26 protein-coding genes are annotated in these 25860 nt (G+C 52.0%); 16 read left to right on the top strand and 10 right to left on the bottom strand.

Features of this window, described 5'->3' with window-relative positions; genetic code table 11:
* Positions 1–24: 24 nt before the first annotated feature.
* Genes solA through VN24_RS07390 form a run of 5 tightly spaced genes read left to right on the top strand, consistent with a single transcriptional unit; the run spans position 25 to position 5304 of the window.
* Positions 25–1182 (top strand): N-methyl-L-tryptophan oxidase, encoded by a 1158-nt coding sequence (gene solA / locus VN24_RS07410; RefSeq protein WP_148505208.1) that lies wholly within the window; start codon positions 25–27, stop codon positions 1180–1182.
* Between the two features lie 28 nt (positions 1183–1210).
* Entirely contained in the window at positions 1211–2362 is a 1152-nt protein-coding gene (locus VN24_RS07405) for an aromatic ring-hydroxylating oxygenase subunit alpha (RefSeq protein ID WP_045669867.1), read from the top strand.
* A gap of 39 nt (positions 2363–2401) precedes the next feature.
* The gene (locus tag VN24_RS07400; protein ID WP_238590859.1) at positions 2402–3496 is read left to right on the top strand and encodes a quaternary amine ABC transporter ATP-binding protein; all 1095 of its coding nucleotides are present in this window, start codon (positions 2402–2404) and stop codon (positions 3494–3496) included.
* Complete coding sequence (locus tag VN24_RS07395; RefSeq protein ID WP_045669866.1) at positions 3493–4353, top strand: ABC transporter permease; 861 nt, start codon at positions 3493–3495, stop codon at positions 4351–4353. The genes VN24_RS07400 and VN24_RS07395 overlap by 4 nt, the downstream gene beginning before the upstream one ends.
* A 12-nt stretch (positions 4354–4365) precedes the next feature.
* Positions 4366–5304 (top strand): glycine betaine ABC transporter substrate-binding protein, encoded by a 939-nt coding sequence (locus VN24_RS07390; RefSeq protein WP_052702839.1) that lies wholly within the window; start codon positions 4366–4368, stop codon positions 5302–5304.
* 324 nt (positions 5305–5628) lie between these two features.
* On the opposite strand, the gene cudC is transcribed toward VN24_RS07390, so the two are convergent.
* Positions 5629–6204, bottom strand: coding sequence for a choline uptake/conversion transcriptional regulator CudC (gene cudC, locus VN24_RS07385; RefSeq protein ID WP_238590858.1), 576 nt, complete (start codon positions 6202–6204; stop codon positions 5629–5631).
* A 149-nt stretch (positions 6205–6353) separates the two neighbouring features.
* On the opposite strand from cudC, the gene VN24_RS07380 reads away from it, so the two are divergent.
* Complete coding sequence (locus tag VN24_RS07380) at positions 6354–7538, top strand: sulfite reductase subunit alpha (protein ID WP_052702838.1); 1185 nt, start codon at positions 6354–6356, stop codon at positions 7536–7538.
* Between the two features lie 214 nt (positions 7539–7752).
* On the top strand, positions 7753–8349 hold the full coding sequence (locus tag VN24_RS07375) for a hypothetical protein (protein ID WP_045669865.1): 597 nt from the start codon (positions 7753–7755) through the stop codon (positions 8347–8349).
* 117 nt (positions 8350–8466) lie between these two features.
* Here VN24_RS07375 and VN24_RS07370 read toward each other — a convergent pair whose 3' ends face one another.
* The 4 genes from VN24_RS07370 to VN24_RS07355 all read right to left on the bottom strand — a co-directional run bounded on the left by VN24_RS07370 (position 8467) and on the right by VN24_RS07355 (position 13023).
* Positions 8467–8913, bottom strand: coding sequence for a Dps family protein (locus tag VN24_RS07370; RefSeq protein WP_045669864.1), 447 nt, complete (start codon positions 8911–8913; stop codon positions 8467–8469).
* 948 nt (positions 8914–9861) lie between these two features.
* Entirely contained in the window at positions 9862–10800 is a 939-nt protein-coding gene (trxB, locus tag VN24_RS07365) for a thioredoxin-disulfide reductase (RefSeq protein ID WP_045669863.1), read from the bottom strand.
* 178 nt (positions 10801–10978) lie between these two features.
* Positions 10979–12499, bottom strand: a complete 1521-nt coding sequence (locus VN24_RS07360) for an MDR family MFS transporter (protein ID WP_045669862.1) — start codon at positions 12497–12499, stop codon at positions 10979–10981.
* A gap of 116 nt (positions 12500–12615) precedes the next feature.
* Positions 12616–13023, bottom strand: a complete 408-nt coding sequence (locus VN24_RS07355; protein ID WP_045669861.1) for a secondary thiamine-phosphate synthase enzyme YjbQ — start codon at positions 13021–13023, stop codon at positions 12616–12618.
* A gap of 211 nt (positions 13024–13234) precedes the next feature.
* Between VN24_RS07355 and galU the strand changes: the two genes are divergently transcribed.
* Together galU and VN24_RS07345 are read left to right on the top strand one after the other, a co-directional pair.
* A complete protein-coding gene (gene galU, locus VN24_RS07350; RefSeq protein WP_082083658.1) occupies positions 13235–14125 on the top strand; it encodes a UTP--glucose-1-phosphate uridylyltransferase GalU in 891 nt (296 codons plus the stop codon).
* Positions 14126–14152: 27 nt separating this feature from the next.
* Positions 14153–14353, top strand: coding sequence for a cation transporter (locus VN24_RS07345; protein WP_045669859.1), 201 nt, complete (start codon positions 14153–14155; stop codon positions 14351–14353).
* Between the two features lie 760 nt (positions 14354–15113).
* Here VN24_RS07345 and VN24_RS27310 read toward each other — a convergent pair.
* Both VN24_RS27310 and VN24_RS07330 read right to left on the bottom strand, forming a co-directional pair.
* Entirely contained in the window at positions 15114–16247 is a 1134-nt protein-coding gene (locus VN24_RS27310) for a hypothetical protein (protein WP_148505207.1), read from the bottom strand.
* A gap of 186 nt (positions 16248–16433) precedes the next feature.
* The gene (locus VN24_RS07330) at positions 16434–17048 is read right to left on the bottom strand and encodes a superoxide dismutase (RefSeq protein ID WP_045669856.1); all 615 of its coding nucleotides are present in this window, start codon (positions 17046–17048) and stop codon (positions 16434–16436) included.
* Between the two features lie 339 nt (positions 17049–17387).
* On the opposite strand from VN24_RS07330, the gene VN24_RS07325 reads away from it, so the two are divergent.
* The 7 genes from VN24_RS07325 (at position 17388) to folE (ending at position 22200) form a co-directional block, all read left to right on the top strand.
* Positions 17388–17810 carry a GNAT family N-acetyltransferase gene (locus tag VN24_RS07325; protein ID WP_045669855.1) on the top strand — a complete coding sequence of 141 codons (423 nt, stop codon included), beginning with the start codon at positions 17388–17390 and terminating at the stop codon, positions 17808–17810.
* 279 nt (positions 17811–18089) lie between these two features.
* The gene (locus VN24_RS07320) at positions 18090–18659 is read left to right on the top strand and encodes a DUF402 domain-containing protein (protein WP_045673076.1); all 570 of its coding nucleotides are present in this window, start codon (positions 18090–18092) and stop codon (positions 18657–18659) included.
* On the top strand, positions 18656–19270 hold the full coding sequence (lepB, locus tag VN24_RS07315; protein ID WP_045669854.1) for a signal peptidase I: 615 nt from the start codon (positions 18656–18658) through the stop codon (positions 19268–19270). The genes VN24_RS07320 and lepB overlap by 4 nt, the downstream gene beginning before the upstream one ends.
* Positions 19271–19330: 60 nt before the next feature.
* Positions 19331–19765: a ribonuclease HI gene (rnhA, locus tag VN24_RS07310; protein ID WP_045669853.1), complete on the top strand. Its 435-nt coding sequence runs from the start codon at positions 19331–19333 to the stop codon at positions 19763–19765.
* 224 nt (positions 19766–19989) lie between these two features.
* Positions 19990–21168, top strand: coding sequence for a tRNA epoxyqueuosine(34) reductase QueG (gene queG / locus VN24_RS07305; protein ID WP_045669852.1), 1179 nt, complete (start codon positions 19990–19992; stop codon positions 21166–21168).
* 165 nt (positions 21169–21333) lie between these two features.
* Positions 21334–21573 (top strand): YneF family protein, encoded by a 240-nt coding sequence (locus tag VN24_RS07300; RefSeq protein ID WP_045669851.1) that lies wholly within the window; start codon positions 21334–21336, stop codon positions 21571–21573.
* Between the two features lie 33 nt (positions 21574–21606).
* Positions 21607–22200 carry a GTP cyclohydrolase I FolE gene (gene folE / locus VN24_RS07295; RefSeq protein ID WP_045669850.1) on the top strand — a complete coding sequence of 198 codons (594 nt, stop codon included), beginning with the start codon at positions 21607–21609 and terminating at the stop codon, positions 22198–22200.
* A gap of 98 nt (positions 22201–22298) precedes the next feature.
* Here folE and VN24_RS07290 read toward each other — a convergent pair whose 3' ends face one another.
* The 3 genes from VN24_RS07290 to VN24_RS07280 all read right to left on the bottom strand — a co-directional run bounded on the left by VN24_RS07290 (position 22299) and on the right by VN24_RS07280 (position 25774).
* Complete coding sequence (locus VN24_RS07290) at positions 22299–22745, bottom strand: hypothetical protein (RefSeq protein ID WP_238590857.1); 447 nt, start codon at positions 22743–22745, stop codon at positions 22299–22301.
* A 145-nt stretch (positions 22746–22890) separates the two neighbouring features.
* On the bottom strand, positions 22891–24768 hold the full coding sequence (locus VN24_RS07285; RefSeq protein ID WP_045669849.1) for a copper amine oxidase N-terminal domain-containing protein: 1878 nt from the start codon (positions 24766–24768) through the stop codon (positions 22891–22893).
* Positions 24769–24880: 112 nt separating this feature from the next.
* A complete protein-coding gene (locus tag VN24_RS07280) occupies positions 24881–25774 on the bottom strand; it encodes an AraC family transcriptional regulator (protein WP_045669848.1) in 894 nt (297 codons plus the stop codon).
* Positions 25775–25860 lie beyond the last annotated feature (86 nt).

Genomic DNA, 25860 nt, shown 5'->3' with positions numbered 1-25860 from the left:
AAACCAATTGAAGGGGAGATTGCATTGAAGCAGCATTATGATGTGATTGTCATCGGACTTGGGAGCATGGGAAGTGCAGCTGCCTATCATTTGGCGAAGCGGGGGCAGCGCGTGCTCGGGCTTGAGCGGTTCGGATCGCCGCACGATCAAGGTTCCCACCACGGCGGTTCACGCATTATTCGCCAAGCGTATTTTGAAGATCCCGCTTATGTTCCGCTCCTTCTGCGGGCCTATGAATTATGGGAAGAGATCGAGAAGGAAAGCGGCACCAACATTTTAAACATCACCGGCGGCCTCATGATGGGCAGCGAAAACAGCCTCACGGTAAAGGGCAGTATCGATAGCGCGAAGGCGTGGAACTTATCGTACGACATTCTTGATGCCAAAGAAATACACAGAAAATTCCCAATATTCACACCACCCGAAGGCACAATCGCCTTATACGAAGAGAAAGCCGGTTTTGTAAGACCTGAGAATAGCGTGCTCGCTCATCTGCTTCAAGCTGAGAAACACGGTGCGGATCTGAGGTTTTTCGAACCCGTTATCCGTTGGGAAGCCCATCCTTCCGGTGAAGGAGTGACCGTTGTCACGGCGGACGGCGAATATGAAGCAGGCCGATTGGTAGTTTCTCCGGGAGCGTGGGCGCCGAACGTGCTGGAAGATCTGGGAGTTAATCTGCTGATCGAACGGCAGGTCATGATGTGGTTTGCGCCGACGGACGGAATCGAACCGTTCAGAGTCGGTAACATGCCGATCTACATTTGGGAAGCGGAAGACGGTGTGCAATTCTATGGATTTCCTTCATTCGGCCTTGGCGGGGAAGGGGCCAAAATCGCCTTCTTCCGGATGGGGCAGCCGTGCACGGCAGATACGATTGACCGGAACGTTTACGACTCCGAGATCGATAAGATGAGGGAATATATCGGCAGCCGTATTCCGCAGTTGAATGGAAAGCTTTTGCAGGCAAGAACATGCCTTTATTCCAATACCCCGGATGAACACTTTCTCATTTCCCTTCATCCCCGGCATAAACAGGTTGCAATTGGAGCCGGGTTTTCGGGACATGGCTTCAAATTCGCCAGTGTAGTCGGGGAAATATTGGCTGATCTGGCCACGGAAGGAACATCCCGGCTTCCAATCGAGTTGTTCAGCCCGAATCGGTTTGGCAAAGTACAATTATAATTTAGGCGATAATTGGAGGAGACCAATAATGGCGATGAACCAGATGAAAACGTATGGAGAAGGCACGCTGATCCCGACACTCAAAGGGCATTTTTATACCGACCCGACTATCTTTGAGAGTGAAATGAAAAACATCTTTATGAAGTCGTGGTTTTGTGTCGGGTTTGCGAATGAGGCAGCCCAGCCGGGCCAATACTTTACCGCAAAAATCGGTAATGAGAATGTGATCATCATTCGGGGCAAAGACAACGTCCTCCGAGCCTTTATTAACGCCTGCAAACATCGCGGTTCATTGCTCTGCACCCAGGAAAAAGGCAAAGTAGGCAAAGTCATGCAGTGTCCGTACCATGCTTGGAATTACTCGCTCGACGGAAAGCTTGCAAGTGTTCCTCATACGACGGGGTGCAGCCAGGACATGGTCCATGACGAAGCATTTCATTTGACGCCGGTGCATCTGACCGAATGGCACGGCATGGTCTGGATCAGTTTGGCGGACGATCCTCTCCCGGTAGAGAAGCAACTCGACGAGCAGATTATGAACCGTTTTGGAAATTTGACAACTTTTTCACGGTATGGAATCCAAGATTTGAAGGTCGCACGCCGGATTGAATACGATGTAAAAGCGAATTGGAAGCTCATTATCGAGAATTTCATGGAATGTTACCACTGTACGCTGATCCATCCGGAGTTGACAGCCACTCTCCCGGGATTCCGGGGCGGGAAAGGAACGCAGAACGCGATTGGCAGCGGAGCAAAATTCGGGGACAATATCGAAGCATTCTCGCTGACCGGCAAAGGGGGGCGGTCCATGCTGAAAGGGCTTCAGCCCGAAGACGATCGTACGTACTTTGGCATCACCGTTCTTCCGCAAGTATTCATTAATTTGGTTCCCGATCATGTCATCATCCATCGAATGATCCCGATTGCGGAGGATCGCACCATGCTGGTATGCGACTGGTTGTTTGATCCGGAGGAAATGGAAAAACCCGATTTCGATCCCTCCGACGCCGTGGAATTGTTTCATCGGGTCAACACTCAGGACTTCGATGCGGCCGAATGGTGTCAGACCAATATGGGTTCACGAGCCTATCAAAATGGAGGAGTATTCGTTCCGATCGAACACCATATCGCGAATTTCCACACCTACATCTGCAATGAGCTTGGTATGAAGCACGAGTAAGCGCAGCGCCGTTATTCTATCGAAAGAAGGTGAGGTTTTGTGACAAAGGAACCGATTTTCCGAATCGACCATGTATCCATGACGTTCGGACGACACTCCAAGCAAGCTCTCGACATGAGGGCTGCTGGAAAAAGTAAGTCGGAAATAGAACAATTGACCAACACCACTGTCGCCATACACGACGCCAGCTTTGAAGTGAAGCAGGGAGAAACCTTCGTACTGATCGGGTTATCGGGGAGCGGGAAATCTACGCTTCTCCGGTGCCTGAACGGCTTGATTCATCCGACCCAAGGGTCCGTCTTTCTTAACCGTGAAAATATTGCCACCATGTCAAACAAACAGCTTCAGGAAGTCAGGCGAAACAAAATCGGAATGGTATTCCAAAATGTAGGATTGCTTCCGAATCGCTCGGTGCTCGATAATGTGACGTTCGGGCTCGAAATTCAAGGTGTTGGACTAAAAGAGAGAACAAAAAAAGGTGAAGCGGCTCTCGAAATGGTCAATCTCCAGGGACAAGGCCATAAAAAAATTGACCAGCTGTCGGGAGGGATGCAGCAGCGTGTCGGCCTCGCCCGGGCGCTGGCTACCGGCCAGGAAGTTTTATTGATGGATGAACCGTTCTCAGCATTGGACCCGCTGATCAGGCGTGAAATGCAAAAGCTGTTTCTCGAGATTCAAAATGAAGTGCACAAAACAGTTATTTTTGTCACGCATGATTTGGATGAAGCATTTCGGCTCGGACATCGAGCGGCTGTAATGAAAGACGGGAAGATCATTCAAATTGGGACTGCCGAAGATTTTATATCCGAGCCTGCGACAGATTATATTAGGCAGCTCGTACAGGATATCGATTACAGCAAAGTCCGTAAGGCCGAATGCGCGATGATTGAAGTGAAGAACAATACTTATAAGCAAGAATCTCCTGTACATCGGGTGAGTCGCGACTGTCCGCTTAGGGACGTTCTTCCGCTCATTGCTGAGAACAATGGCCCGATCGCGGTCGTCAACGGTGAGGATCAGTTGGAAGGGATTATTACGGTTGAATCCATCATTTCGAGCCTGACCGGCTCCGCAAAGCAAGCATACTCTGAAGAAGACTATTTAAACCCGAAATATCGGAAGGAGATGGTATGATGACGTACGCGAGCCGAGAACCTCTCATTCCATTGGAAAAATGGGCTGATATTTCCATTAATTACATCATTCATTCGTTTTCCGGAGTGTTTGACGGGTTGAACAACATCATAACGGCGTTCATCCGTTTGCTTCAATGGGTGTTATTGACTCCACCCGAATGGCTTGTTGCTGTTGTCCTGGTGGCGCTCTGCTGGCGACTTGCCGGAATCAGAACGGCTATTTACACAGCTCTTGGCCTGCTGCTTCTTTTTGCACTCGGATTATGGGAAGCTTCCATGATTACACTCTCCCTCGTTCTAGCCTCTACTATACTTTCCCTTGTATGCGGTGTGCCGCTAGGCGTTCTGGCATACCGATTTGAACGGTTCGGAGCGATCATCAAACCGACGCTCGATATAATGCAGACGATGCCGGCTTTCGTTTATTTGATACCTGTGGTTTTGCTGTTCGGATTAGGAGATGTAACGGCGCTGATCGCAACGTTTGTTTTCGCTATGCCTCCTTCGGTTCGTCTTACACTTCTTGGCATCCAGCAAGTACCCAAAGAGACGATTGAAGCAGCCACAGCCTATGGAGCCACGGAATGGCAGAAACTGTTTAAAGTGCAGCTCCCCCTGGCAAAGCCGATGATCATGGCCGGCATCAACCAGGTGATAATGCTTTCGTTATCCATGGTCGTAATCTCTTCTATGGTCGGCGCAGGCGGATTGGGCGCGGAAGTGCTTCGAAGCATCAGTACGCTGGATGTCGGGCGCGGATTCGTCGGCGGCATATCCGTCGTTATCATTGCGGTTTTACTTGATCGGATCTCACAGAGATTTGGTCAAAAAACGAATATTCATACTGGACATTAGGGGGAGAAAACAATGAGAAACAATGCAACCCGGTTAGGAAAAGCATGGTTTACGGCCTTATTGATTGGTTCACTATTCGTATTCCCGGCATGCGGCAAAACAATGGAAAGCGGTTCGAATAGCGAAAAATCCGCCTCCAATGCCGGAGGGGGCAGCAGCGCATCCAACACCTCCAAAGAAATTTCCATCGGCTACATCCCTTGGGATGAAGACGTTGCCGTAACCTATTTGTGGAAAGAATTGCTAGAGGAAAAAGGCTACAAAGTCAAGCTTGTTCAAGCGGAGGTTGCACCGGTTTTCTCAGGCGTGGCTAATGGAAGCGTCGATCTTTTCATGGATGTCTGGTCGCCCATCACCCACGAGTCTTATATGAAGAAGTTCGGCAGCCAATTCGATGTTTTGGGGACCTGGTATGATCAAGCGGACAGTGGACTGGCCGTACCGGATTATGTCGATGTCAAGTCGATCGCAGAGCTGAAAGAGAAGAAAGATGAATTTAAAGGGAAGATTATCGGAATTGAGGCGGGGGCCGGCTTAATGCGTGCCGTACGAGAAGGAGTCTTGCCAAAATATGATTTGAAAGATTGGCAGCTTGTCGAAAGCGGCACGCCGGCCATGCTTGCCGAACTTGAAAAAGCAATCAACAAGAAAGAACCGATCGTCGTAACCTTGTGGAAGCCGCACTGGGCGTTCAGTAAATATAAGATTCATTACCTGGAAGACCCTCAAAACATTTTAAACCCGCAAGGAGCCGAGAAGCTTCAAACGATCGGACGCAAAGGGTTCGCCAAAGACTACCCGGAAGTGGCAAATTGGCTTGGCGAGTTTAAGATGAATTTGGAGCAGCTTGCCAATCTTGAATCCACAATCCAGACTGCCCCGAATGAGGAACAAGGTGTGCAAGAATGGATGAAGGAAAATCGAAAAGATGTTGAACTCTGGTTGAAATAGGAAGGTTGGCCTTCCATATGATCTAAAATTCGAGCTTGGTCCCGTTATCGTATTGGTGTTGGGTTGGCGGCGGATATATTACAGGAACAACCGAAATTGAGTATAAATCGGGTTTTTCTAGATGCAGACGCCCTGGTGTAACGCGGTCAGAGAATCGAGGACGGAACGATTCATTTCGTACGTTTGCGGCTCTGACCAGGTTTTCCTTGAATGCATCGAAGAGTAAGAAAAATGTCTGTTACGTCTGCCGAATTAGGCGTTCGCACAGACATTCGAAATCATTTCGTAAATGAGGCATCTTAAGACAGGCATCGCTGCTCGCGCTTACAATTCGAGCATTGCAAATATTTCTTTGCTTTTAAATGTATGTACCAATTTCTTCAGCCAATTGTAGTATTGGATCGATTCTTCAAGCTGATGCACGTTTTTTTGCGCTTTATCCCGGATGACGTCTGGAACGGCTTCAGACGTCATTAATTCGGCCAATTTTTCATTTGCTTTCGTTATAGCTTCCAGATTAACGGAAATTTCTCTTTCCCATTTCATGCAGAAAAACGAGATGAAGGATCGAAAGAAATCTTTCTCCGCTTCGTACAAATCTTTCCGTTCTCCTTTTCTCCATACCTTCTGAATCATGTGGATATCAATCAAGGAGTGGACAGCGGTGCTCATGCGGGGTTTGCTTAACCCTAACTTGTCGCTCATCTCATCCAGTGTCATCGGCGAATCGCTTAAATACATCACACCGTACAGTCTTCCAATGGAATGCGTAACGCCGTACTGATCCATCGTGTCTGCGATCGCGTCAATTATAACGTTCTCCGCTTCTTTAAGAATTTGAGTATATCGATCAGTCTGAAGAGTATTTTCTCGAGGATTGATTGGATTCGGCACCTTCATTAGTACCTCATTTCTTTAGTTTATTAATAATTACCAATATAAGTTTAATATATCAAACGAACCTGAAAAGTCAATCGAAAAATTCTGAAAATTCTATTTGTATTATTGGTTGATATTTTTAGAAATTACTTTTTTTTGAGGTGAAGGCGATGCAGTTTTTGGCAGTAAACAGCGAAAATAAGAGAGAAGATAGAATGGTAATTACAAGATTCTCAAGAACAAATCCATTTTATGCGAAAGTTTTCAAAAATGTAAATTTAAATATTGCTGGGTCCAGTAAAGAGACAAGGCATATCGAGTTGTCGTTAATTGGATCCGGCCTTTCCTATGTCCCTGGCGATTGCCTTGGGATTATTCCCAAAAATGATCCGGCACTCGTGAATTTCATCCTTGAGGAATTAAAATTGGACGCAGAAACGGCTGTTCAACTTAATAAGCAAGGTGAAACAGCCCCATTAAAGGAAGCTCTAACAACGCACTTTGAAATTACGCTGCTGACTAAAAAAATGGTGCAGCAGGCAGCGGAATTAACAGAAAACGAAAACTTGAAAAAGCTTGTTTCGGATGAAAATGCTTATCAACTCAAAGAGTATATAGACGGGCGTGATCTGCTTGATTTGTTACGTGATTTTGGACCGTGGAAAGCTTCTGCCCAGGAAACACTCTCTCTTTTAAGAAAAATGACGCCACGGCTATATTCAATTGCAAGCAGCATTACCGCTCATCCTGAGGAAGTGCATTTAACCATCGGTGCTGTACGCTATACGGCTCACGGACGCGAACGAAAAGGAGTTTGTTCTATCTTTTGTGCTGAGCGTCTCCAAGAAGGAGATACATTACCGATATTTATACAACAAAACAAACACTTTAATCTGCCTGAGTCTCAAGAACAAGACATTATCATGGTTGGTCCGGGCACAGGCATTGCGCCATTCCGTTCCTTTATTCAGGAACGTGCAGTGAATAAAGCAACAGGTAAAGCATGGCTATTTTTTGGTGACCAGTATTCGGCCACGGATTTCCTCTATCAAACCGAGCTCGAAGGTTATTTAAAAGACGGGTTACTAACCAGATTAGAGACTGCGTTCTCCCGTGATACGGCGGAAAAAGTATACGTACAGCATAAAATGCTTGAAAACAGCAAAGAATTGTTTGAGTGGTTGGAAAATGGCTCATACTTTTACGTTTGTGGAGACAAGCAGCATATGGCGAAAGACGTCCACAACACACTTATTCACATTATTGAAGAAGAAGGTATGATGACCTGTGAAGCAGCGGAAGCGTATCTGAATGACATGAAAGAGCAAGGGCGCTACCAACGTGATGTATATTAAATTTCATAGATGATTTCACAGTCGAATATTTAGAAAATGGGGAGTGGCTTTATTCGCATGAAGGGGCTGAAGGCATTCCTTTGCGAGGCCTGGGAGGAGAGCTTATCCCCGGGACGTTAACTTGGTTCGAGATGGAACTGACCTCCCGGCTTGCTGGCGAGAAATATGGTGCAGATAGCTGGAATTTTCGGATAAAAAGGAGGATGGTCACCGTATGAAACCTAAAAAACGGTTATTCCTTGCCGTGCACCATATGTCGAATCCCGGGCAACCCTCGATTCTTTTTGTCTCTTATTTCTTCTGCTTCGCTCTATTCGGCTCTGCCGCTTACGCTCTTTATACATCCGTTGGCCACACTCCTGCCAAGATTGGGATGGAACTGCTTCCAGGCATTCTTCTTGGCACAGGCACCTACATGCCAAACCATACCCTGAACCGTTCGGCTTGGTCGATGATTAAACCGGGTTTTCTGATTTGCATCGCGGCCTTAATTTGCATGTTTGTTTGGGAAAGCAGTGACTTTACAGTTCTCACGTTTGCCGCATTGTGCGCTGGACTCGGTTTCGCAGCCGTTAGCCATGGGATCTCGCAAGAAAAGGCACATTTTCTGTCGACGGAGTGTTCGCTATATAATGTGAAGGTGCTGTGCCCGAAGCTGTTGGGGGCTATTATTGGCATCGCCTTTGTGGCGCTCTTTGCCTTGGGGCAATGGGGAGGTTTCCTTGCCGTCCTGATCATTCAGCTTTTCGCCCTTTTGTTTTTGTATGCCATAGCAGGCGGTGTTCTCATCAAGGGAGCTTCTTCGTCATAAATTTAAAAACATAAATGGCCCGTAAGATTTTTTTAAAGTGTCCATCTTACGGGCCATAGTTCACCCGCTGCAGATCAAAGAAACGGCGCAGGGGGGGATTGCTATTCGGCTGCCGGCTTACTGGCGGTTAAATGCTTTCAGCATCCATACATGTTTTTCCAGTTCGGTATGGATCGCAAGCAGCATATCGCCGGTCGTTTCGTCGTTTTGCTCGGCGCTGATCGCCATGCCTTCTTTCAATTCGCCGATGACGACGGTAAAGTCGGCCACAACAGAATCGACCATTTCGACGGCGGACTCGCTGCCGGAAGCTTCCTTGACGGACGATGCGGCGAGGAAGCCGCTCATCGTAGCGATCGGCTGCCCTTCCAGCGCAAGCAGACGCTCGGCGATCTCATCCACATGCAGCGCCGCTTGCTCGTACAGCTCCTGGAATTTAGCGTGCAGCGTGAAAAATTGCGGCCCTTTCACATACCAGTGATAGTTGTGCAACTTCACGTACAGAACGCTCCAGTTGGCCAGCTGGCGGTTTAGCACTTCTTGAACTGTTGTTTGCGTACTCATTGAGAATCCCATCCTTTCGTTGGTAAATCGGATTTCGCAGTCTCATAAGATGTCTTAGGCTCTTAGTTGTTAAGGTAGTTTATATTTAATCCCGTTTCCTCATTCATTATACAACCAATCGGGGTTAATAGGCACGTCCTTTCGCCGGTTCAGCTGGCAAGCGCGCCTCTGGCGCAGCCGCGTGGGGGCGGGAGCGGGTCTCTAGCCTTACAGGGGGCAGCTTCTGCACACAGCCGGCACGGATGGCGGTACAACTCGCAGCATAACGTGCACATACGCGCCGGCGTTCTGCTGCCGCCCTGGCGAAAGGCAACCATATTGTGCAGTACGAAAAGTAGTTTTTGAAAAACCTGCGTTCGTACATCTATTCCTTCTCTATTTATCCATCTCGTAAAAATTCCTACAAAAATACATTTTTTTTCGGTCCAAGCTCAAGTTCAGGCAATAATAGCTTGGAATACCTGCACATTTGCAGGATTCTATCTCGATAAGCGAGTTTGACCGATAAAAACTGCACATTTGCAGGTTTACAAAGGCTCGCCGCGCGGACGACCTTGGGTTAGTCGGTTCAGCCAGCAAGCGCGTCACACGCGCAGCCGCGTCTGCTGTTCCCTATTGAAAAAGGTAAGCGAAGCGGGCGGTTTGAATCTGGAGAAGCGTTAGCGTTCGTCCCGGGTGTTAGAAACGTGCGGTGAAGATGAGCGGAGAGGCTGACTTGTGACTGGAGAAGCGTCAGCGTTCGCCTGCAGGCTTTCTGTAAGAAAGCCACTTCGGAAGCAAAATGCTTAGACGGATCGTTCCCTTTAAGGGGACAATTGAATGCGATCCGTCTACAACAGCGCTCGGAAGCACAAGTCAGCCGCGCAGCGGCCCTGCTTCACCGCACTGCTTCACTCCAGAGACTGCGGCGATCGTAAGATCAAACCCGCCCGCGCAGCGCCTCCTTTTTTAAACTACCGCTTCGAATTCTTCCGCTTCCAGGAACCGTTCGCACTCGAGCGCCGCCATGCAGCCGCTGCCCGCCGCGGTGATCGCCTGGCGGAAGTTCTGATCCTGTACGTCGCCGCAAGCGAAGACGCCCGGGATGTTCGTGCGGGTTGTGCCCGGCGTCACGTTAATGTAGCCCTGCTCGTTGGTCTCGACTTGTCCGCCCAGGAAGCCGGTGTTCGGCGTATGGCCGATGGCGACAAAGACGCCGTCGGTTTCCAGCACTTCCTCTTCGCCGGTCTCGTTGTTGCGCACTTTCAGGCCGGTTACTTTCAGACCGTCGGAGATGACTTCCAGCGGGGTGCGGTCCAGGCTCCAGGAAATTTTTTCGTTGGAGCGGGCGCGGTCCTGCATGATTTTGGAAGCGCGCAGCTCGGTGCGGCGGTTTACGAGGCGCACTTCCGAAGCGAAGCGGGTAAGGAAATGCGCTTCTTCCATCGCGGAGTCTCCGCCGCCGATAACGATAATTTTTTTGCCGCGGAAAAAGAATCCGTCACATGTCGCGCACGTGCTGACGCCGCGTCCGACGTTGTCCGTCTCACCGGGAATGCCCAAATATTTGGCCGATGCGCCGGTGGAGATAATGAGCGTTTCCGTCTGCAGCTCGCCGTGGCCTTCCACGTCCAGCGTAAACGGACGATTGTCGAGCTTCACGCTTTTGACCCAACCCGTTTTAAAGACGGCGCCGAATTTCTCGGCTTGCTGCCGCATGTTCGCCATCAGCTCCGGTCCGGTAATGCCTTCGGGAAAGCCGGGGAAATTTTCGACTTCCGTCGTCGTCGTCAGCTGTCCGCCCGGTTGGGGCCCTTCGAGCACAAGAGGATTCATATTGGCGCGCGCCAGATAAATAGCCGCCGTCAACCCGGCAGGACCCGTACCTACAATAATCGATTTATACATAAACAATCAGCCTCCGTTTAATTAAAATGTGATAATGAATACTAATTTAGAATCATTATAATTTACAAAAAAGGCGAAGTCAATAATATGCGGGGGACAGAACATGAAGGTTAGATGAACAAAAGACCCTTCCGAAATTCGGAAAGGTCTTTTGAGCGTATGCGCAGCTGGCACAGAATCAGTTTGCGCTTTTTTGCGGCACGTTTTTGCGGGACGGAATGATGATCCGGTCGCCGGGCATCATCACCACGGTAATAAACGCCAGCGCCGTCGGAATCAGTGCCCACAAGAACATCTGGGAGATGGAGGTTGAGAGGGCGGACGTGATTTTTTCCAGAACGGGAGCGGGAATTTGCGCCCGCGTTTCCGGAGTGAGCGCCGTTGCCGCCTGGCCGGCGAACGCTCCTTGATCCTGTCCCTGGAAAGCGTTTGTAATCTGGTTTGTAAATTCGTTCCGCTGCACGATGCCGTAAATTGAAATGCCGAGCGTCATGCCGAGCGAGCGGATAAACGTTGTCGTCGATGTAGCCGCGCCGCGCTGGCGCATGTCAAAATGGTGAATGGCCGACATATTCAGCACGGAGAACGAGAAGCCGACGCCAAAGCCGCTCAATATCATGTACACGGTAACCATTGCCCGCGACGTATCCGGGCTGAGCGTTCCGAGCAGCAGGATGCCGATGGTGAAGCATGCTGCCGACAGCAGCATCGTATTGCGGTAGGAGGTGCGGGTCGAGAGCACCCCGCCGACCTGGCTGCCGGCCACGACGCCGAGCATCATCGGCATTAGAATGAGACCGGAATTGGAAGCCGATTCGCCGAACACGCCCTGGACAAAAATCGGGATGTAGACGGTGGCGACAATAAAGGTCGAGCCGTAAAACAGCGAAGCGATGACGCTTGTCGCAAACAGCCGCTGGCGGAACATGGCGAATGAAATAATCGGCTCGGACACTTTCGTTTCCACATAGAGAAACACGGCGAGCAGTACGACAAAGCCGGCGAACAGCCCGATAATAACGGACGAATCCCACGCGTACTTTTGTCCCCCGAGCTCAAAGGCGAACATCAGGCAGACGATCGCGCCCACAAGCGTGAAGGCGCCAACCCAATCGATGCGCTGGCGGGAATGCTGCAGCGATTCCTTGTAGAACAGCACAATGAAAAACAGGGAGACGATACCGATCGGCACATTGATGTAAAATACCCAGTTCCAGCCGAGATGGTCGGTAATATAGCCGCCAAGCAGCGGGCCGAGGACGCTGGAGAGCCCGAATACCGCGCCGAACAAGCCGGTCATTTTGCCCCTCTTCTCCGGTGGGAACAAGTCGAAGATGATCGTGAACGCGATCGGCATCAGCGCGCCGCCGCCTATTCCTTGGATCGCCCTGTAAATACTAAGCTGTACGATGCTGTCTGCGGTGCCGCATAGAGCCGACCCGAGCATGAATACGATCAGCCCGAATACGAAAAACCGCTTCCGCCCGTACATGTCGGACAGCTTGCCGAAGATCGGCGTCCCGGCTACGAGTGCGACCATATAGGCCGATGTGACCCATACGAACTCCTCCATGCCGCCCAGCCGGGAAACGATCGTACCCATTGCGGTCGTTACGATTGTATTGTCCATCGCGGCCATCAAAATGCCGAGCATAAGTCCCGCTATGACAAACCGCATATTTCTGGCTTGCTCTGTCATGATTTTACTCCTCTTCTGGAAATTGTTGATCTGATATCATTATATTCAAATTTGAATAAAACTCAATGTCAAAAATGGTTATAACAAAGTGGACAAACGACCCTCCATATGATGCATTATTGACCGTCGGAGATGATTTTAACGGTGAACTCCCGTGTTCTCGGACCGTCAAATTCGCAAAAATAAATGCCCTGCCATCTCCCGAGCAGCGGCCTGCCGCCGGAAATAATGATTTGCTGGCTCGTTCCGGTCGTGAGCGCCTTCAGATGCGCGGCCGTATTGCCTTCCGCATGACGGTATTTCGGATGCTCCCACGGATAGACTTCATTCAGACGCAACAGAATGTCGTGCTTCACATCCGGGTCCGCGTTCTCCTGGATCGTAATGCCCGCCGTCGTATGCGGACAGTAGACGAGGGCGATGCCGTCCTGTACACCGGATTCGGTGATGGCGGCCGCCACGCGGCGGGTAATATCAATCATGTCGTCATGGCGCGACGTGCGCAGCGTTTCGGTAATCAGCATGTTTTTTTCCTCCGTTTCATTATGGCAAATAACCACTCGCTCCTAGTTTGGCAGTGCGGCAAAGACGTGTCAAACCGGATGTCGGGGCGCGTGGACATAGGCTCGCTCGTCCTTGTGGCGGGAAGGCCCATTTGTTGCTACAATGGAATTTAACGCCAGGACCGGGGAATAGAAACGGATGAATGAAATAGATTTAGGATAGGGAGATGGAATGATAATGAATAAAAAGGTACGCAAAGCGGTCATTCCGGCGGGAGGGCTCGGAACCCGGTTTTTGCCCGCGACGAAAGCGCAGCCGAAAGAAATGATGCCGCTGATCGACAAGCCGGCAATTCAATATATCGTGGAGGAAGCGGTCGCTTCCGGAATCGAAAGCATCATGATCGTCAGCGGCCGCAACAAGCGGGCGATCGAGGACCATTTCGATAAATCGGTGGAACTGGAAGCGGAGCTCGAAGCGCGCGGAAATGAGGAAATGCTGAAGCTGGTGCGCGGCATTTCGCGTATGGCGGACATTTGTTATGTGCGCCAGCGGGAGCCGCTCGGTCTCGGGCACGCGGTGCTGTGCGCCCGCAGCTTTATCGAAGACGAGCCGTTTGCGGTGCTGCTCGGAGACGACATTTTGCGCTCGCCGAAGCCGTGCCTCGGACAGATGATCGATTACTATCATGAGCATTCTTCCTCCGTCATTGCAACGATGGAAGTGCCTTGGGACCAGACGCACAAGTACGGGATTGCGGCGCTGGAAGGGGACGGACTGTTCCCGCGCATCCGCAGTCTGGTCGAAAAGCCGGCTCCGGGAGAAGCGCCTTCCAATTGGGCCGTCGTCGGCCGTTACGTGCTGGACCCGGCGATCTTCAAGCTGCTGGAGGCGGCCCAGCCCGGCAAAGGCGGGGAAATCCAGCTGACCGACAGCTTGCAGAAGCTGAACGCCGCTGCGCCGATGCACGCGTTCAAGTACCAGGGCCGCCGGCACGATGTCGGCGACAAGCTCGGGTTCGTACAGGCGACGATCGATATCGCGCTTGAGCGCGACGATTTGGCGGATGCGGTGCGGGAATATATGAGGCAAAAGCTTTCTTTGGAGCCTACGCGGTTTTAAACCAATCGTTTTCAGGAGGGATGTAAGATGAAAGAAGTGACGCTGAAGGTGGAGGGCATGTCCTGCGATCATTGCGTCAAAGCGGTCGAAGGAGCGGTGCAATCGGCAGGAGCCGCAGGAAAGGCCGATCTGGCCGGCGGCAGCGTGACCGTGACGTACAATGAAAGCCGGGTGTCGGTTGACGCGATTAAAGAAGCGATCGAGGAACAGGGGTATGATGTGAAGTAACGCTCCCGCATCTTATGGCGGGGCGCGCGAGCTCAACACGCGGTCTTAAACCGTCCGGAGGGAGCGGGAGTCGCTCCTTACCCGGATGGTTTTTTGCTGTTTTCATTAGCAAAGCTTGCGTCATAAAACAAGCCTGCGCCAAAGACAAGTCTGCGCCAGCGGCAGCCGGTATAGTGAGACGGGGCTAGGCAATGCCACCCGACCTCAAACGACGGAAACCCCGGAGTCCCCGGGCCCCCGGGACAACCCCGGAAACCGGGAAACCCGGAAACCCGGAAACCCGGAAACCTCGGAGTCCTCTGAATCATCGTACATTCTGGACACCCTGGGCACCCGGAATCCCTGGACACCACGGACACCCCGGGCCCCCCGGTTGTTAAAATCCTAACGGAACGAGCAGCCGCTATTTGAAGAAAATGAAGCACTTTAGAATTGTAACGGAGCCAAGGGATTCTATTTACTGAACAACACCGTGTTAAGGCCGTTTATGTGCCTAATAGAGGCTGTGGTCTCCGTTACGTTAGAAATATGGTCATTTTCCTGCTTTTTATGGCGATGAGTTCCGTTAGGTATAGCAAACATTGACGGCTTCATCAGATTCGATCCTTTCGGGACAACCCTGTTTCATTTGCGGTGCGTATCCGCGCAGCTGCGGGAGGGAGGCGGGGGATACGTTCTTTCAGCGGTACATCATCACTTCGCGCATGTACGCTTTTTTCTCCGGTTAGTCAAGGCTCTCGACCCGGTACGGCACCCTTGCTCAGGCACCGGCGTAGAGCAGCTCAACCGTGAGCGTATCGGAAGCCTGAACCGGGAACGACAGCAGAGTGGAAGGGATTTGACGATCGTTGATCCGCAGCAGACAGCGGACTTCGTCGCCGGTTCGGATGCCGCTTACGGAAGCGATGCCGCCGCCTTCCGTGAAGCGGACGACGTTTGTTCCGGCCAGCGCGGCCGCCACCGTAAGACCGGGCTGCCAAAGAACGGAATAGGAGCTCGTTGCGTAAGGGAAGGTTCGGCCTCCGTTAATGACAACCGTGCTGAATACCGGGCCGGCATAATTATTGTAGGTTTGGCCTGGTCGGGGTGCCCCGCCCGGTGCATCCGCCGGAATCGGCGTTCTTGGCCCGAGTCCTGGAGAAAGCGTCCCTGTTCCGGGAGAGAACGGCCCGAGTCCCGGAGGAAGCGTCCCTGTTCCGGGAGAGAACGGCCCGAGTCCCGGAGGAAGCGTCCCTGTTCCGGGAGAGAACGGCCCGAGTCCCGGAGGAAGCGTCCCTGTTCCGGGAGAGAACGGCCCGAGTCCCGGAGGAAGCGTCCCCGTTCCGGGAGGGAACGGCCCGTATCCCGGAGGATACGTACCCGGTCCGGGAGAGAACGGCCCCGGTCCCGGAGGAAGCGTCCCCGGTCCGGGAGAGAACGGCCCGAGTCCCGGAGGAAGCGTCCCCGTTCCGGGAGGGAACGGCCCGTATCCCGGAGGATACGTACCCGGTCCGGGAGAGAACGGCCCCGGTCCCGGAGGAAGTGTCCCCGGTCCGGGAGAGAACGGCCCCGGTCCAGGAGGGTAAGGCCCGTATCCCGGAGGCAACGATCCGGGTCCGGGAGGGAACGGCCCGTATCCCGGCGGATACGTCCCCGGTCCGGGAGGGAATGGGCCGTGTCCCGGAGGAACCGCCCCCGGTCCGGGAGGGAACGTCCCGTATCCCGGAGGGAATGGCCCAGTACCTGGCGAGAAGCCGCCGGACAGTGCCGGAATAAGAAACGGGAGGAGCAGCGCACGGTCCGGCTGCTGCCCGGGGCCGGGCTGTGCGGCGGGCGCTCCGCCGCAGCCGCAGTCCCCGTCCGCGCTGGCAGGACGGTAAAATGAACCCGTGTCGTTCGAATGGGTATACCGCATCGGGTAAGCAACTCCTTTTTCGTCCGAGGATGGTTACTTTCTCTCTAAAGCTTATGCGGCATCCGCCCATTGGGTGTTTTCTCTATACAACGAAAAAACACCTTATCGCATTCAACAGAGCGCGAAAAGGTGTTTTTGCTGATTCGACCGTCCCAAGCGGGGCGGTTATGGCTTGTGAAACGTTTATTACTTTGCAACCGCGTCGTAGCGTTTGCCGACTTCTTCCCAGTTGACAACGTTCCAGAAAGCTGCGATGTAGTCCGGGCGTTTGTTTTGGTATTTCAGGTAGTAAGCGTGCTCCCATACGTCCAGTCCGAGCAGAGGCGTTTCGCCTTCCATGAGCGGGCTGTCTTGGTTCGGCAGGCTGTATACTTTCAGTTTGCCGTTTTTGTCAGCTGCGAGGAACGCCCAGCCGCTGCCGAAACGGGTTGCTCCCGCTTTGGCGAAATCGGCTTTGAATTGCTCGAAGCCGCCCAGTTCGCTGTCGATCGCCGCAGCGAGCTTGCCAGTCGGAGCTCCGCCGCCGTTAGGGCCGATTGTAAGCCAGAACAGGCTGTGGTTGGCATGACCGCCGCCGTTGTTGCGGACTGCGGTGCGGATCGATTCAGGCACGCTGTTCAGATCGGAGATCAGATCTTCAACGGATGCGCTTTGCAGCTCAGGAGCGGATTCCAGAGCGGCATTCAGGTTCGTTACATACGTGTTGTGATGACGGTCGTGGTGGATTTCCATCGTCAAAGCATCGAAATGCGGTTCCAGTGCATTGTTAGCGTAAGGCAAAGCCGGTAGTTGATGTGCCATCATTCATTACCTCCAAAAAATAGAATATGTAGTCGTCCCAGCCCATTATCCCTCAACCTGACGAATAAATCAACATACCTGTTGCAAAAGTCGGAATAATCGCCTAGACGACTCCTATTTTGCCCAACTAGTCTGGCTCAACGAAATAGCCTTTATACATCTAACCTCTAATAAAAAGTTTGAAACAGCAACCTGAAAAAGAAAGCGATTTCAGTCAAATGTTATCGGAATATTAAATTTTTAAATTCTTTTTGAAGAAATCAGGAGCATTTCGTTAACTTTTGTCGTATAATGGTCAGTAGCTTGTACAATGACATTTGATGTAAGGGGAAAACATCTATGCATGTTCGTTCTTTTCAGCTGGCTGATTACCGTCCTGTCACGTCTCTGTTGGAAACCGTATTGTCGGAAGATTGCTATGAGCTTACGATGAAAGCCTTCGGCAGACAGCTTTCTTGGGATAGCGAGCTTGTCCTGGTCGCCGAGGAGGAAGACAAAGTTATTGGGATGATCATCGGCACGATCGACAATAACCGCGGTTATTATTACCGTGTCGCCGTAGATCCGGATTACCGGAAGCAAGGTGTCGGCAAAGAGCTGACCCGTCTGCTCAGACAGCGTTTCGAACAAAGGAATGTAACGAAGATCATGGTAACGGCGGATGAACATAACGAACAGATTCTGCCGTTTTATGAATCAATCGGTTATGCATCGAACGACTTTTTTCGTTCTTTCCAGAAGCTTAGCATTGTAGCCGGTTGAATGTTAGCGCAAAGCCTGCAAGGACTCGGCCGGTCTTTTCGCTTCTTGTGAAGGAATGGCCCCCTATAAGCATGTCTTGACGTCATTGCATTTGGCGTTGAGATATGCTTTTCTTATTGTAGAGAATGGTGCGAAAAATCAGGCAAAATCAAGCATATGCTCGAAGTGGTTTTGCTCCGCAAAACGAAGCGAATGCTTACGAAGTTGGTTTTGCATACGCAAAACCTAGCATATGCTTACGAAGCAGTTTTGCTTCGCAAAACTTTAAGGAGTAAAGGAATGGATACCTATCGGCGCTGTGTCATCAAAAGCTTTAAACATGACGGTCATCTGCACCGGATGTGGTTTCGCAATTGGAGCGTGCCCCGCAGCCGGCTTCTGCCGGAACATAAAGCGGAAGGGATGCACGTTCTGATCAACAGGCAGACGCCGATCCGGGAAGCGGACGGGGGCATGTGGGTGAGCCGCGTGTCTGCGGTCTCTTTTTTTATCCCGGGACAATGGTTTAACGTCGTGGCTCTGCTGGAGGACAGCGGGACCCGCTATTATTGCAACATCGCGTCGCCGCCGTATATCTCGGGCGATGTGCTCACTTACATCGATTATGATCTGGACGTAATCCGAACCGCCGGAGGGGAGATGCATGTTGTGGATCGCGATGAATATGAGCTTCATAAAGCCGAATACAAATACCCACCGATAATCGACGCCAAAACCGGGCAGGGACTGGGCGAGCTTCAAAGGCGGATCATGAACGGAAGTTCTCCTTTTCAGGACGAAGCCGCGCTCGCTTACTACGAAGATTGGCTCGAGTATATGGAAGGGAATTTGAGCGAGGCCGAATTATGAGCCGTTTTTTGCAGGGGAAATCCGGCAAAGCGCAGCTTACACCCTCCGCACCGCAAGGCGGTTCCGCTCCATCGGAGCGCCGCCCTTCATGGGTGAAGGAACTGCTTGAGTGGGTGAAAATGGTCGCGGCCGCGCTTGTCATCGTGCTGCTGCTGCATGTGTTTGTTTTCAATTTGTCGACGGTCGTCGGACATTCCATGGAGCCGACGCTCAAGGAGCGGGAATGGCTGTTCGTCAACAAGCTCGCGCTGCGGCTTGGGAAGCCCCGGCTGGGCGATATCGTCGTTTTGAAAGACGTCTCCACGCCTTCGGGACCACAAAGCTATCTTGTCAAAAGAGTCGTCGGTGTACCGGGAGACCGGATTGAAATTCGCAGCGGCAAGCTGTACCGCAACGGAGCCCCGGCGGCAGAGCCGTACACCGATTCGGATATCGATGACGCGGATTACGGTCCGGTTGTCGTGGAGCCCGGCAGATATTTTGTGATGGGAGACAACCGTCATACGGGCGCAAGCCGGGACAGCCGCTCGTTCGGAACGGTTCCGGGCAGCCAGATCGAAGGCCGGGCGGATTTGATTTTATGGCCGGTTCGCCAGCTGAAGGCACTTTAAACGCGGGGTTAAAACGTTGCTCGTACGGGCAAGGTAAAACTTTCGGAAGGAGCTGCAGGTTTGAAAGAGGTTATCATTTATACCGACGGCGCCTGTTCGGGCAATCCCGGACCGGGCGGATGGGGAGCCGTGCTGTTTTATGGGCAGCATAAAAAAGAAATTTCCGGCGGCGAGAAGCTTACGACGAACAACCGGATGGAAATCCAGGCCGTCATCGAGGCGCTCAGCTTGCTTAAGGAACCGTGCAAGGCGGCAGTGCACAGCGACTCCGCCTATGTGGTGAATTGCTTTCAGCAGAACTGGATAAAAGGGTGGCTGCGCAACGGCTGGAAAAACAGCAAAAATCAGCCGGTCGAAAACAAGGAGCTGTGGCAAAAGCTGCTGGAGCAGATGGAACGGCATGAGGTCCGTTACGTGAAGGTAAAAGGGCACAGCGACAACGAATGGAACAACCGCTGCGACGAGCTGGCGCGGGAAGCGATCCGCAAGCTGTAGGACGCCCCGGTGAGCGGCAAACGCAAACATCATTAAGTGCGGTGATAAAGAAGCGGAGTGGGCGGATTCGTTCTGGAGAAGCGATAGCGTTCGCCTTTGTCCCCGGATTTCTACCACTATTGCGATAAATGTAAGAAATCTGGGGGCAACAGCGACCCTAAAGAATGATCCGTCCGCGCAGCGGGCAATAGATCACCGAACTTATGATATGGAGGTAAGGCAGCATGACGATGCGTGAACAGGAGAGGGGAGCGGAGGAGCGGTCGTTCTGGGAAGCGCTGAAGGCGGAGCTGAAGGAAGCGGCTCCCGGCCTTGGCATTGACGCGGTCGGCGTCGCTTCGCCCGATCCGTTCACAGAGCTGAAAGGGCGGCTCATGCGGCACCGGGAGCTCGGATACGAATCCGGCTTCGAGGAAGCGGATTTGCAGAAGCGCACCGATCCGGCGCTGCTGTTCCGCGAGCCGCAGTCGATTATCGCCATCGCGGTGGCGTACCCGTCCAAGCTGCCGGATCCGCCGAAGTCGGAGCCGGGCGCAAGGCGCGGCATTTTGTCCCGGTCGGCTTGGGGCGAGGATTACCACCGCGTGCTGCGCAGCCGTCTGCAGCGGCTGGAGGAATGGCTGCGGGAGCGGGTGCCGTGGCTGCGCGCGGAGAGCATGGTTGATACCGGCGCGCTCTCCGACCGTGCCGTCGCCGAGCGGGCAGGCATCGGCTGGAGCGGCAAAAACAGCTTTATTATGAACGAGAAGCTGGGCTCCTGGATGTATTTGGCGGAGATGATCACTAATCTGCCGCTGCCGCCGGATGCTCCGGCCGAGGAAGGATGCGGCACCTGCACGAAGTGCATCGACGCCTGTCCGACCGGGGCGCTCGTCGGTCCGGGCCAGTTGAACGCGCAACGCTGCATCTCGTACGTGACGCAGACGAAAGAAATGGTCGGCGACGAGCTGATGCGCAAAATCGGCAACAGGCTCTACGGCTGCGACACGTGCCAGATCGTTTGTCCGGTCAACCGGGGCGTAAACTGGACGCACCACCCCGAGCTGCAGCCGGACGCGGAGAAGGTCAAGCCGCTGCTGGAGCCGCTGCTTCAGATGAGCAACAAGGAATACCAGCGGCAATATGGCTCTAACGCCTCGTCCTGGCGGGGCAAAAAGCCGATTCAGCGCAACGCCGTCATCGCGCTCGGCAATTTCCGCGAAGCGGGCGCCGTTCCGCAGCTGACGGAGGTGCTGCGCAGCGACCCGCGCCCCGTGCTGCGCGGAACCGCCGCGTGGTCGCTCGGCCGGATCGGCGGGGAGGCTGCACTCGAAGCGCTGCGCCAAGCCAAAGAGGAAGAGCGCGATCCCGAAGCGCTTGCCGCGATTGAAAAAGCGCTGGCAGATAAGAAGGATGAAGCATAAGCTGTAAGGCAGTTTCCGGAGCAAAAAAAGCGGTGCGCAAGCGGCGTTCCGTAGCGGAAAAACAAGTGTTTTAACCGTTTGCGAATAAGGGGCGGACATGCTATCATTAGGGGCGTTAACGCTTGAATTAGGAGATAATGACAAAGGACAGGTGAATCTTGGGTCATGGTATGGGATATTATTATTCCGATTGTAACGCTTATCGTCGGTGCTGTCGGCGGCTTTTTCATCGGCGTTTTTTATTTGCGCAAGCAGCTTGAGAAAATGCAGAGCGATCCGGAGATGCTGCAGAAGATGGCCAAGCAAATGGGCTACAATCTGAACAGCAAACAGATGCAGAAGGCTCAGCAAATGATGAAAAACCAGAAAATGGGTCAAAACCAGAAATTCGGCGGCCGCAAGTAACCGTCCGAAGGACCGGAAGGGGCGGTGAATCGAATGGCGGGAGCAAAAGATTACGTTAATTCGATGGTTTCCCGGAATCGGGAACAGATTGAATATCATATTAAAGAAATTTTGAAGCTGATCGGCGAAGATGTGGAGCGCGAAGGGCTGCTCGAAACGCCTGCGCGGGTTACTCGGATGTACGAGGAGATTTTCGCCGGTTACGATGTGGACCCCCGCGATGTGCTGGGCGTCACGTTCGACGAGCGGCATGAAGAGCTTGTCATCGTCCGCGACATCGTCTACTACAGCCAGTGCGAGCACCATATGGCCCCGTTTTTCGGCAAAGCTCATATCGGTTACATCCCGAGCGGGAAAATCGCCGGACTGAGCAAGCTCGCACGGCTGGTGGAAGCCGTCTCGCGCAAGCTTCAGGTCCAGGAGCGGATTACGACGCAGATTGCCGACATTTTGGTGGAAACATTGCAGCCGCACGGCGTCATGGTCGTGGTGGAAGGCGAGCATCTGTGCATGTGCGCGCGCGGCGTCAAGAAGCCGGGCAGCAAAACCGTTACTTCTGCGGTGCGCGGCGAGTTCCGCAGCAGCGAAGCGCTGCGCTCGGAGTTTCTGTCGCTGCTCAAGCAATAGTCAATGTACCGCCTGAAAAAAGCGTCGAAAAAAACCGTTTCTCTCACCGCGAAAGCGCAGGCTTTCCGGCGGGAGGAACGGTTTTTTTGTACAGGCAATCAGCCTTTCTGAATGCGAAAAACAAACTTCCAAACCGCCGTATTGCCGGAGTACCGGCCGCGGTTTTCGGTTACGGTGGCGGTGATCGTCACGGTCTTCGAGGAGGAGATGCCGCTTACGGCGACCGATTTGGCTGCCGTCCCGATATCCGGGATTTTGTCCATTTCGCCGGCTGTGACCTCAAGCTTGATCTTATCGGAAGATTTGAGCTTCAGCGTTATTTTGTCGCCGGCGCCAAGCGGCTTGCCGTTCACTTCCGCTTCCGTTTCCCACTCGTTGCCGACATGATCGTTGGATACGAGCTCCGCTTCGATATGCGTCACCGTATACGTTGCCGTTTTGGCGGCGGCTTGGGCAGCATAAACAGAATAGGAGCCTGCCAGCATCAGCAGCATCAGCGCCAGGCAGAGATAAAGCGCCCGCGCGGATTTCATAGCTTTTAACACCGGTTTCGTTCCCCCTAGGATATGGATAAATAGAATTCTGTTTCCAAATATAGCATACCGGTTAGGGGTTGTCTCCTTTATTTTGCGGACCGTTTCGATCCTGTTGAACGACGGGGAAATCTTATCATTACCGGATTCTATGAAACTACTTCACGGTTACGTAAAACGACACGATTGCCGCGCGGTCGGCTTTTACGATGGTACGCGGCGGATTATACAGCGTGACGATATAGGTATAGGTGCCGGGGTCGTCCTCAGGCTTGAAGCGAAACGAGAAGCTGCCGTCTTTCGCGACCGGGAACGATAACGGTTTGGTTTCCGTACCGCCAACTTTGCGGTACGTTATCCGCAGGGAAGTATATTTGAAGGTTTCCGGTTCCATTATTCCTATAATATCCGCGTAAGAGCTCGTCTCCGCATAGCCGGCCGGCCAAGCCTTGCCGTCGCTTGAAATCAGCTTGAGATTCAAATCCAGTCCGTCGAATGCGGGATAGCCGCTGTAGCGGAACGGAATGTCCGCATCGGACAAATTGGCCTTAAACGGGATGGAATTAATGACTCGCCTGCTTAAAGCGTCACGGTACACAAATTCATTGTCGCCGGGCAGCAGCGGAATCCGGACAACGTAAACGGTATATTTTAGCGTATTGTAGCCTTGCGGCGGTTTGTTTTGTATATATGACCAGCCATTTTCGGAACCGAGCCGGCTGTTCTCATAGAGGAAAGACGGACCGGCGGTGCTGAGCACCGTTACGGAATAGTCGGCTTTATCCGCTTGTTCCAAAGCGCGGCTGTTCGTGAACCAGCTGTTATAGTGAATGGAGACGGTCTTGGAAATCGGGTTATAATCCAGCTTCAGTCCGAACTGCTCCGTTAAAAAGCGCAGCGGAACAAGAGTCGTTCCATCCACCGTGCGGACCGGAACCGTCCCGATTTTCGTTCCTTTCCGGTATACCCCGCCGGTTTGGAGATTCAGCTTCAGCTCGTTATAATAGCCGTTCTCGGACAAGTAAACCGCATGCTCCTGCGGAACATATTGAATGTGCCCCTGAATCACCTGAACAATATCTTTGAGCGGCAAATAAACCGAACCGCCGATGATGGCGGGCTTGCGGCTGAGCGTAATGAACTTGTTCTCACGCGGCTCGAACGCTTCGTTTCGGCCGACCTGCAGATCGAGCCGGGTTTCGAGCGGAAGCAGCACCACGTCGGCGGCGTCGAGCAGGTTAATAACCGGCCTGAAGCTGTACAGCACGGATATAAAATCTTCAAGCGATGATCGGCTCTCGAACGTGTAGCCTGTTTTTCCGTCAAACGTCCAATAGGCGGTATACGTTCGGCCGGTGCCTGAACCCGTCACACGGACGAAGCCTTTAGCATCGGCAAAAGGGACGCTAAACCGGGCGGCTCGAACGAAAGCGTCCTCGAGCTGCTTCTTCTCTGAGTCGTCCATAGCCGCGGCCTTGTCCGCCTCGAACTTCCATCGGTCTTTTTCGTATAAAAGAATGGTGCTTCTGCTGGACGTAAAGTTGCTTCCGATATCGCTGACGCTTTCGGCCGATATATTCCCTACGGATATTTTGAACAAGAATGCACCGGAATCGAAATCGGCATCGGTTTCTGCGGCTGAAGCGGACGGCAGGCTGCTTTGCGCTGAAGGGGGACGGTCGCTCTTGTAGCCGTACACTTCGTAGCCGTCCATCCGGAGCCGACTCTTCAGGCCGTAATAATGCCAGTCCGAGTCTGGCAAACGGGTCGGCAAGTAAGCTGTTACCGGACTGCCGCCGTACAGCCGCTTCGCGAGCGGCTCCCAAATGCTCCTGTAACCGAAGCCGGGATCGAGCACGACGCGCCCGCTGTCCCCGCCCAAGGAGGCGGCCCCGGCCGCAGAAGCGGCGAATGCAGAAGCCCCGAAAGCTGTGGGGTCGAACGCTGATACGCCAAGCGGAACCGATCCGGCGATGACCAGCGCGGCAAGGGCGGTTCCGATCCGCCGCTTGACGGTTTTTGCAACGATAGCCACGTTGTACAGCCTCCTTATAGACAAGCCTTTTTTATGTTAGACGCCTCATTTTCCAGAAAGTTGCAATTGAGCGGGTTGATAAGAGTAAACTAGTGTATGCCGGGTTAATTCCTTACTCATTGATTTCATTTCTAATTTTCCGGAAATCTTTAGGTGTTCTTTCATGATATTTTTTAAAAGACTGAATGAAGTGATTTACATGATTGAAACCCACTCTGTGGGCTATTTCGGTTATTGGATAATCTGTTGAGCTTAATAACTCGCTGCTTTTCTTGATACGGTACTTAATTAAGTAGTCGTAAGGTGTCATATGAATGGTTCTCTTAAAACTCCGAGTGCATTCCGAAACACTTAGATGCGCTACATCAGCAATCTCTTGAAGTGTTATATGATTGGAGTAGTTCTGATGGATGAAGCTGAGCATTAATTGAAGTCTTTCTTGTTGCAGCTTTAAGTATTTAGGTGCTTCCTCAGAAGAGAGTGAAATGTTAGAAATTAAGGTAAACCATACTTGTACCGTTTTGATCGAAACCTCATATTCCCACCCCCAGTTTTTTTTCATATCAAATTTCTTTTTCATATCCCAAAGCATTTCGAGTACTTGACTTTCCCATTCAACATCTCCCTTGATTACTAGTGACACTAAGGAAGAGTTTGTATAAGGCAGTACATAATTTTTTTCCATGGCACTATCACCGTAGAAGGCCAGCAGCTTCTCAGGAAAATTAAAACTGATATATTGGCCGTTATGTGTCAGGTTCGTAGTAACATGAAGGATGCCCTTATTAATTAAAATGGCCTGACCTGTTTCTAATTCATGATTAATCCCATTAACTTGTATAACTAGTTTTCCTTTTGTAACCAAAGTGATTTGTAGTTCTTCATGCCAATGTAAATCGTTAAATCCTCTACCTTCAGGAATACTTTTATGAATAGTATGGGTGTACATGATGTATGGAAATGAAACATCGGGATATAAAATGGTCTCGTGCAATTGTTTTTCCATTTTAGCGAAGTCCTTTCTTATGACGATATTTCTATATAAATTAAAGATATAGTTACACAAATAAAATAAAAGTGGTGATATTATTA

The sequence above is a fragment of the Paenibacillus beijingensis genome, assembly GCF_000961095.1.
GTDB lineage: Bacteria > Bacillota > Bacilli > Paenibacillales > Paenibacillaceae > Paenibacillus_O > Paenibacillus_O beijingensis.
This window is presented reverse-complemented; position numbering and strand designations above follow the sequence as displayed.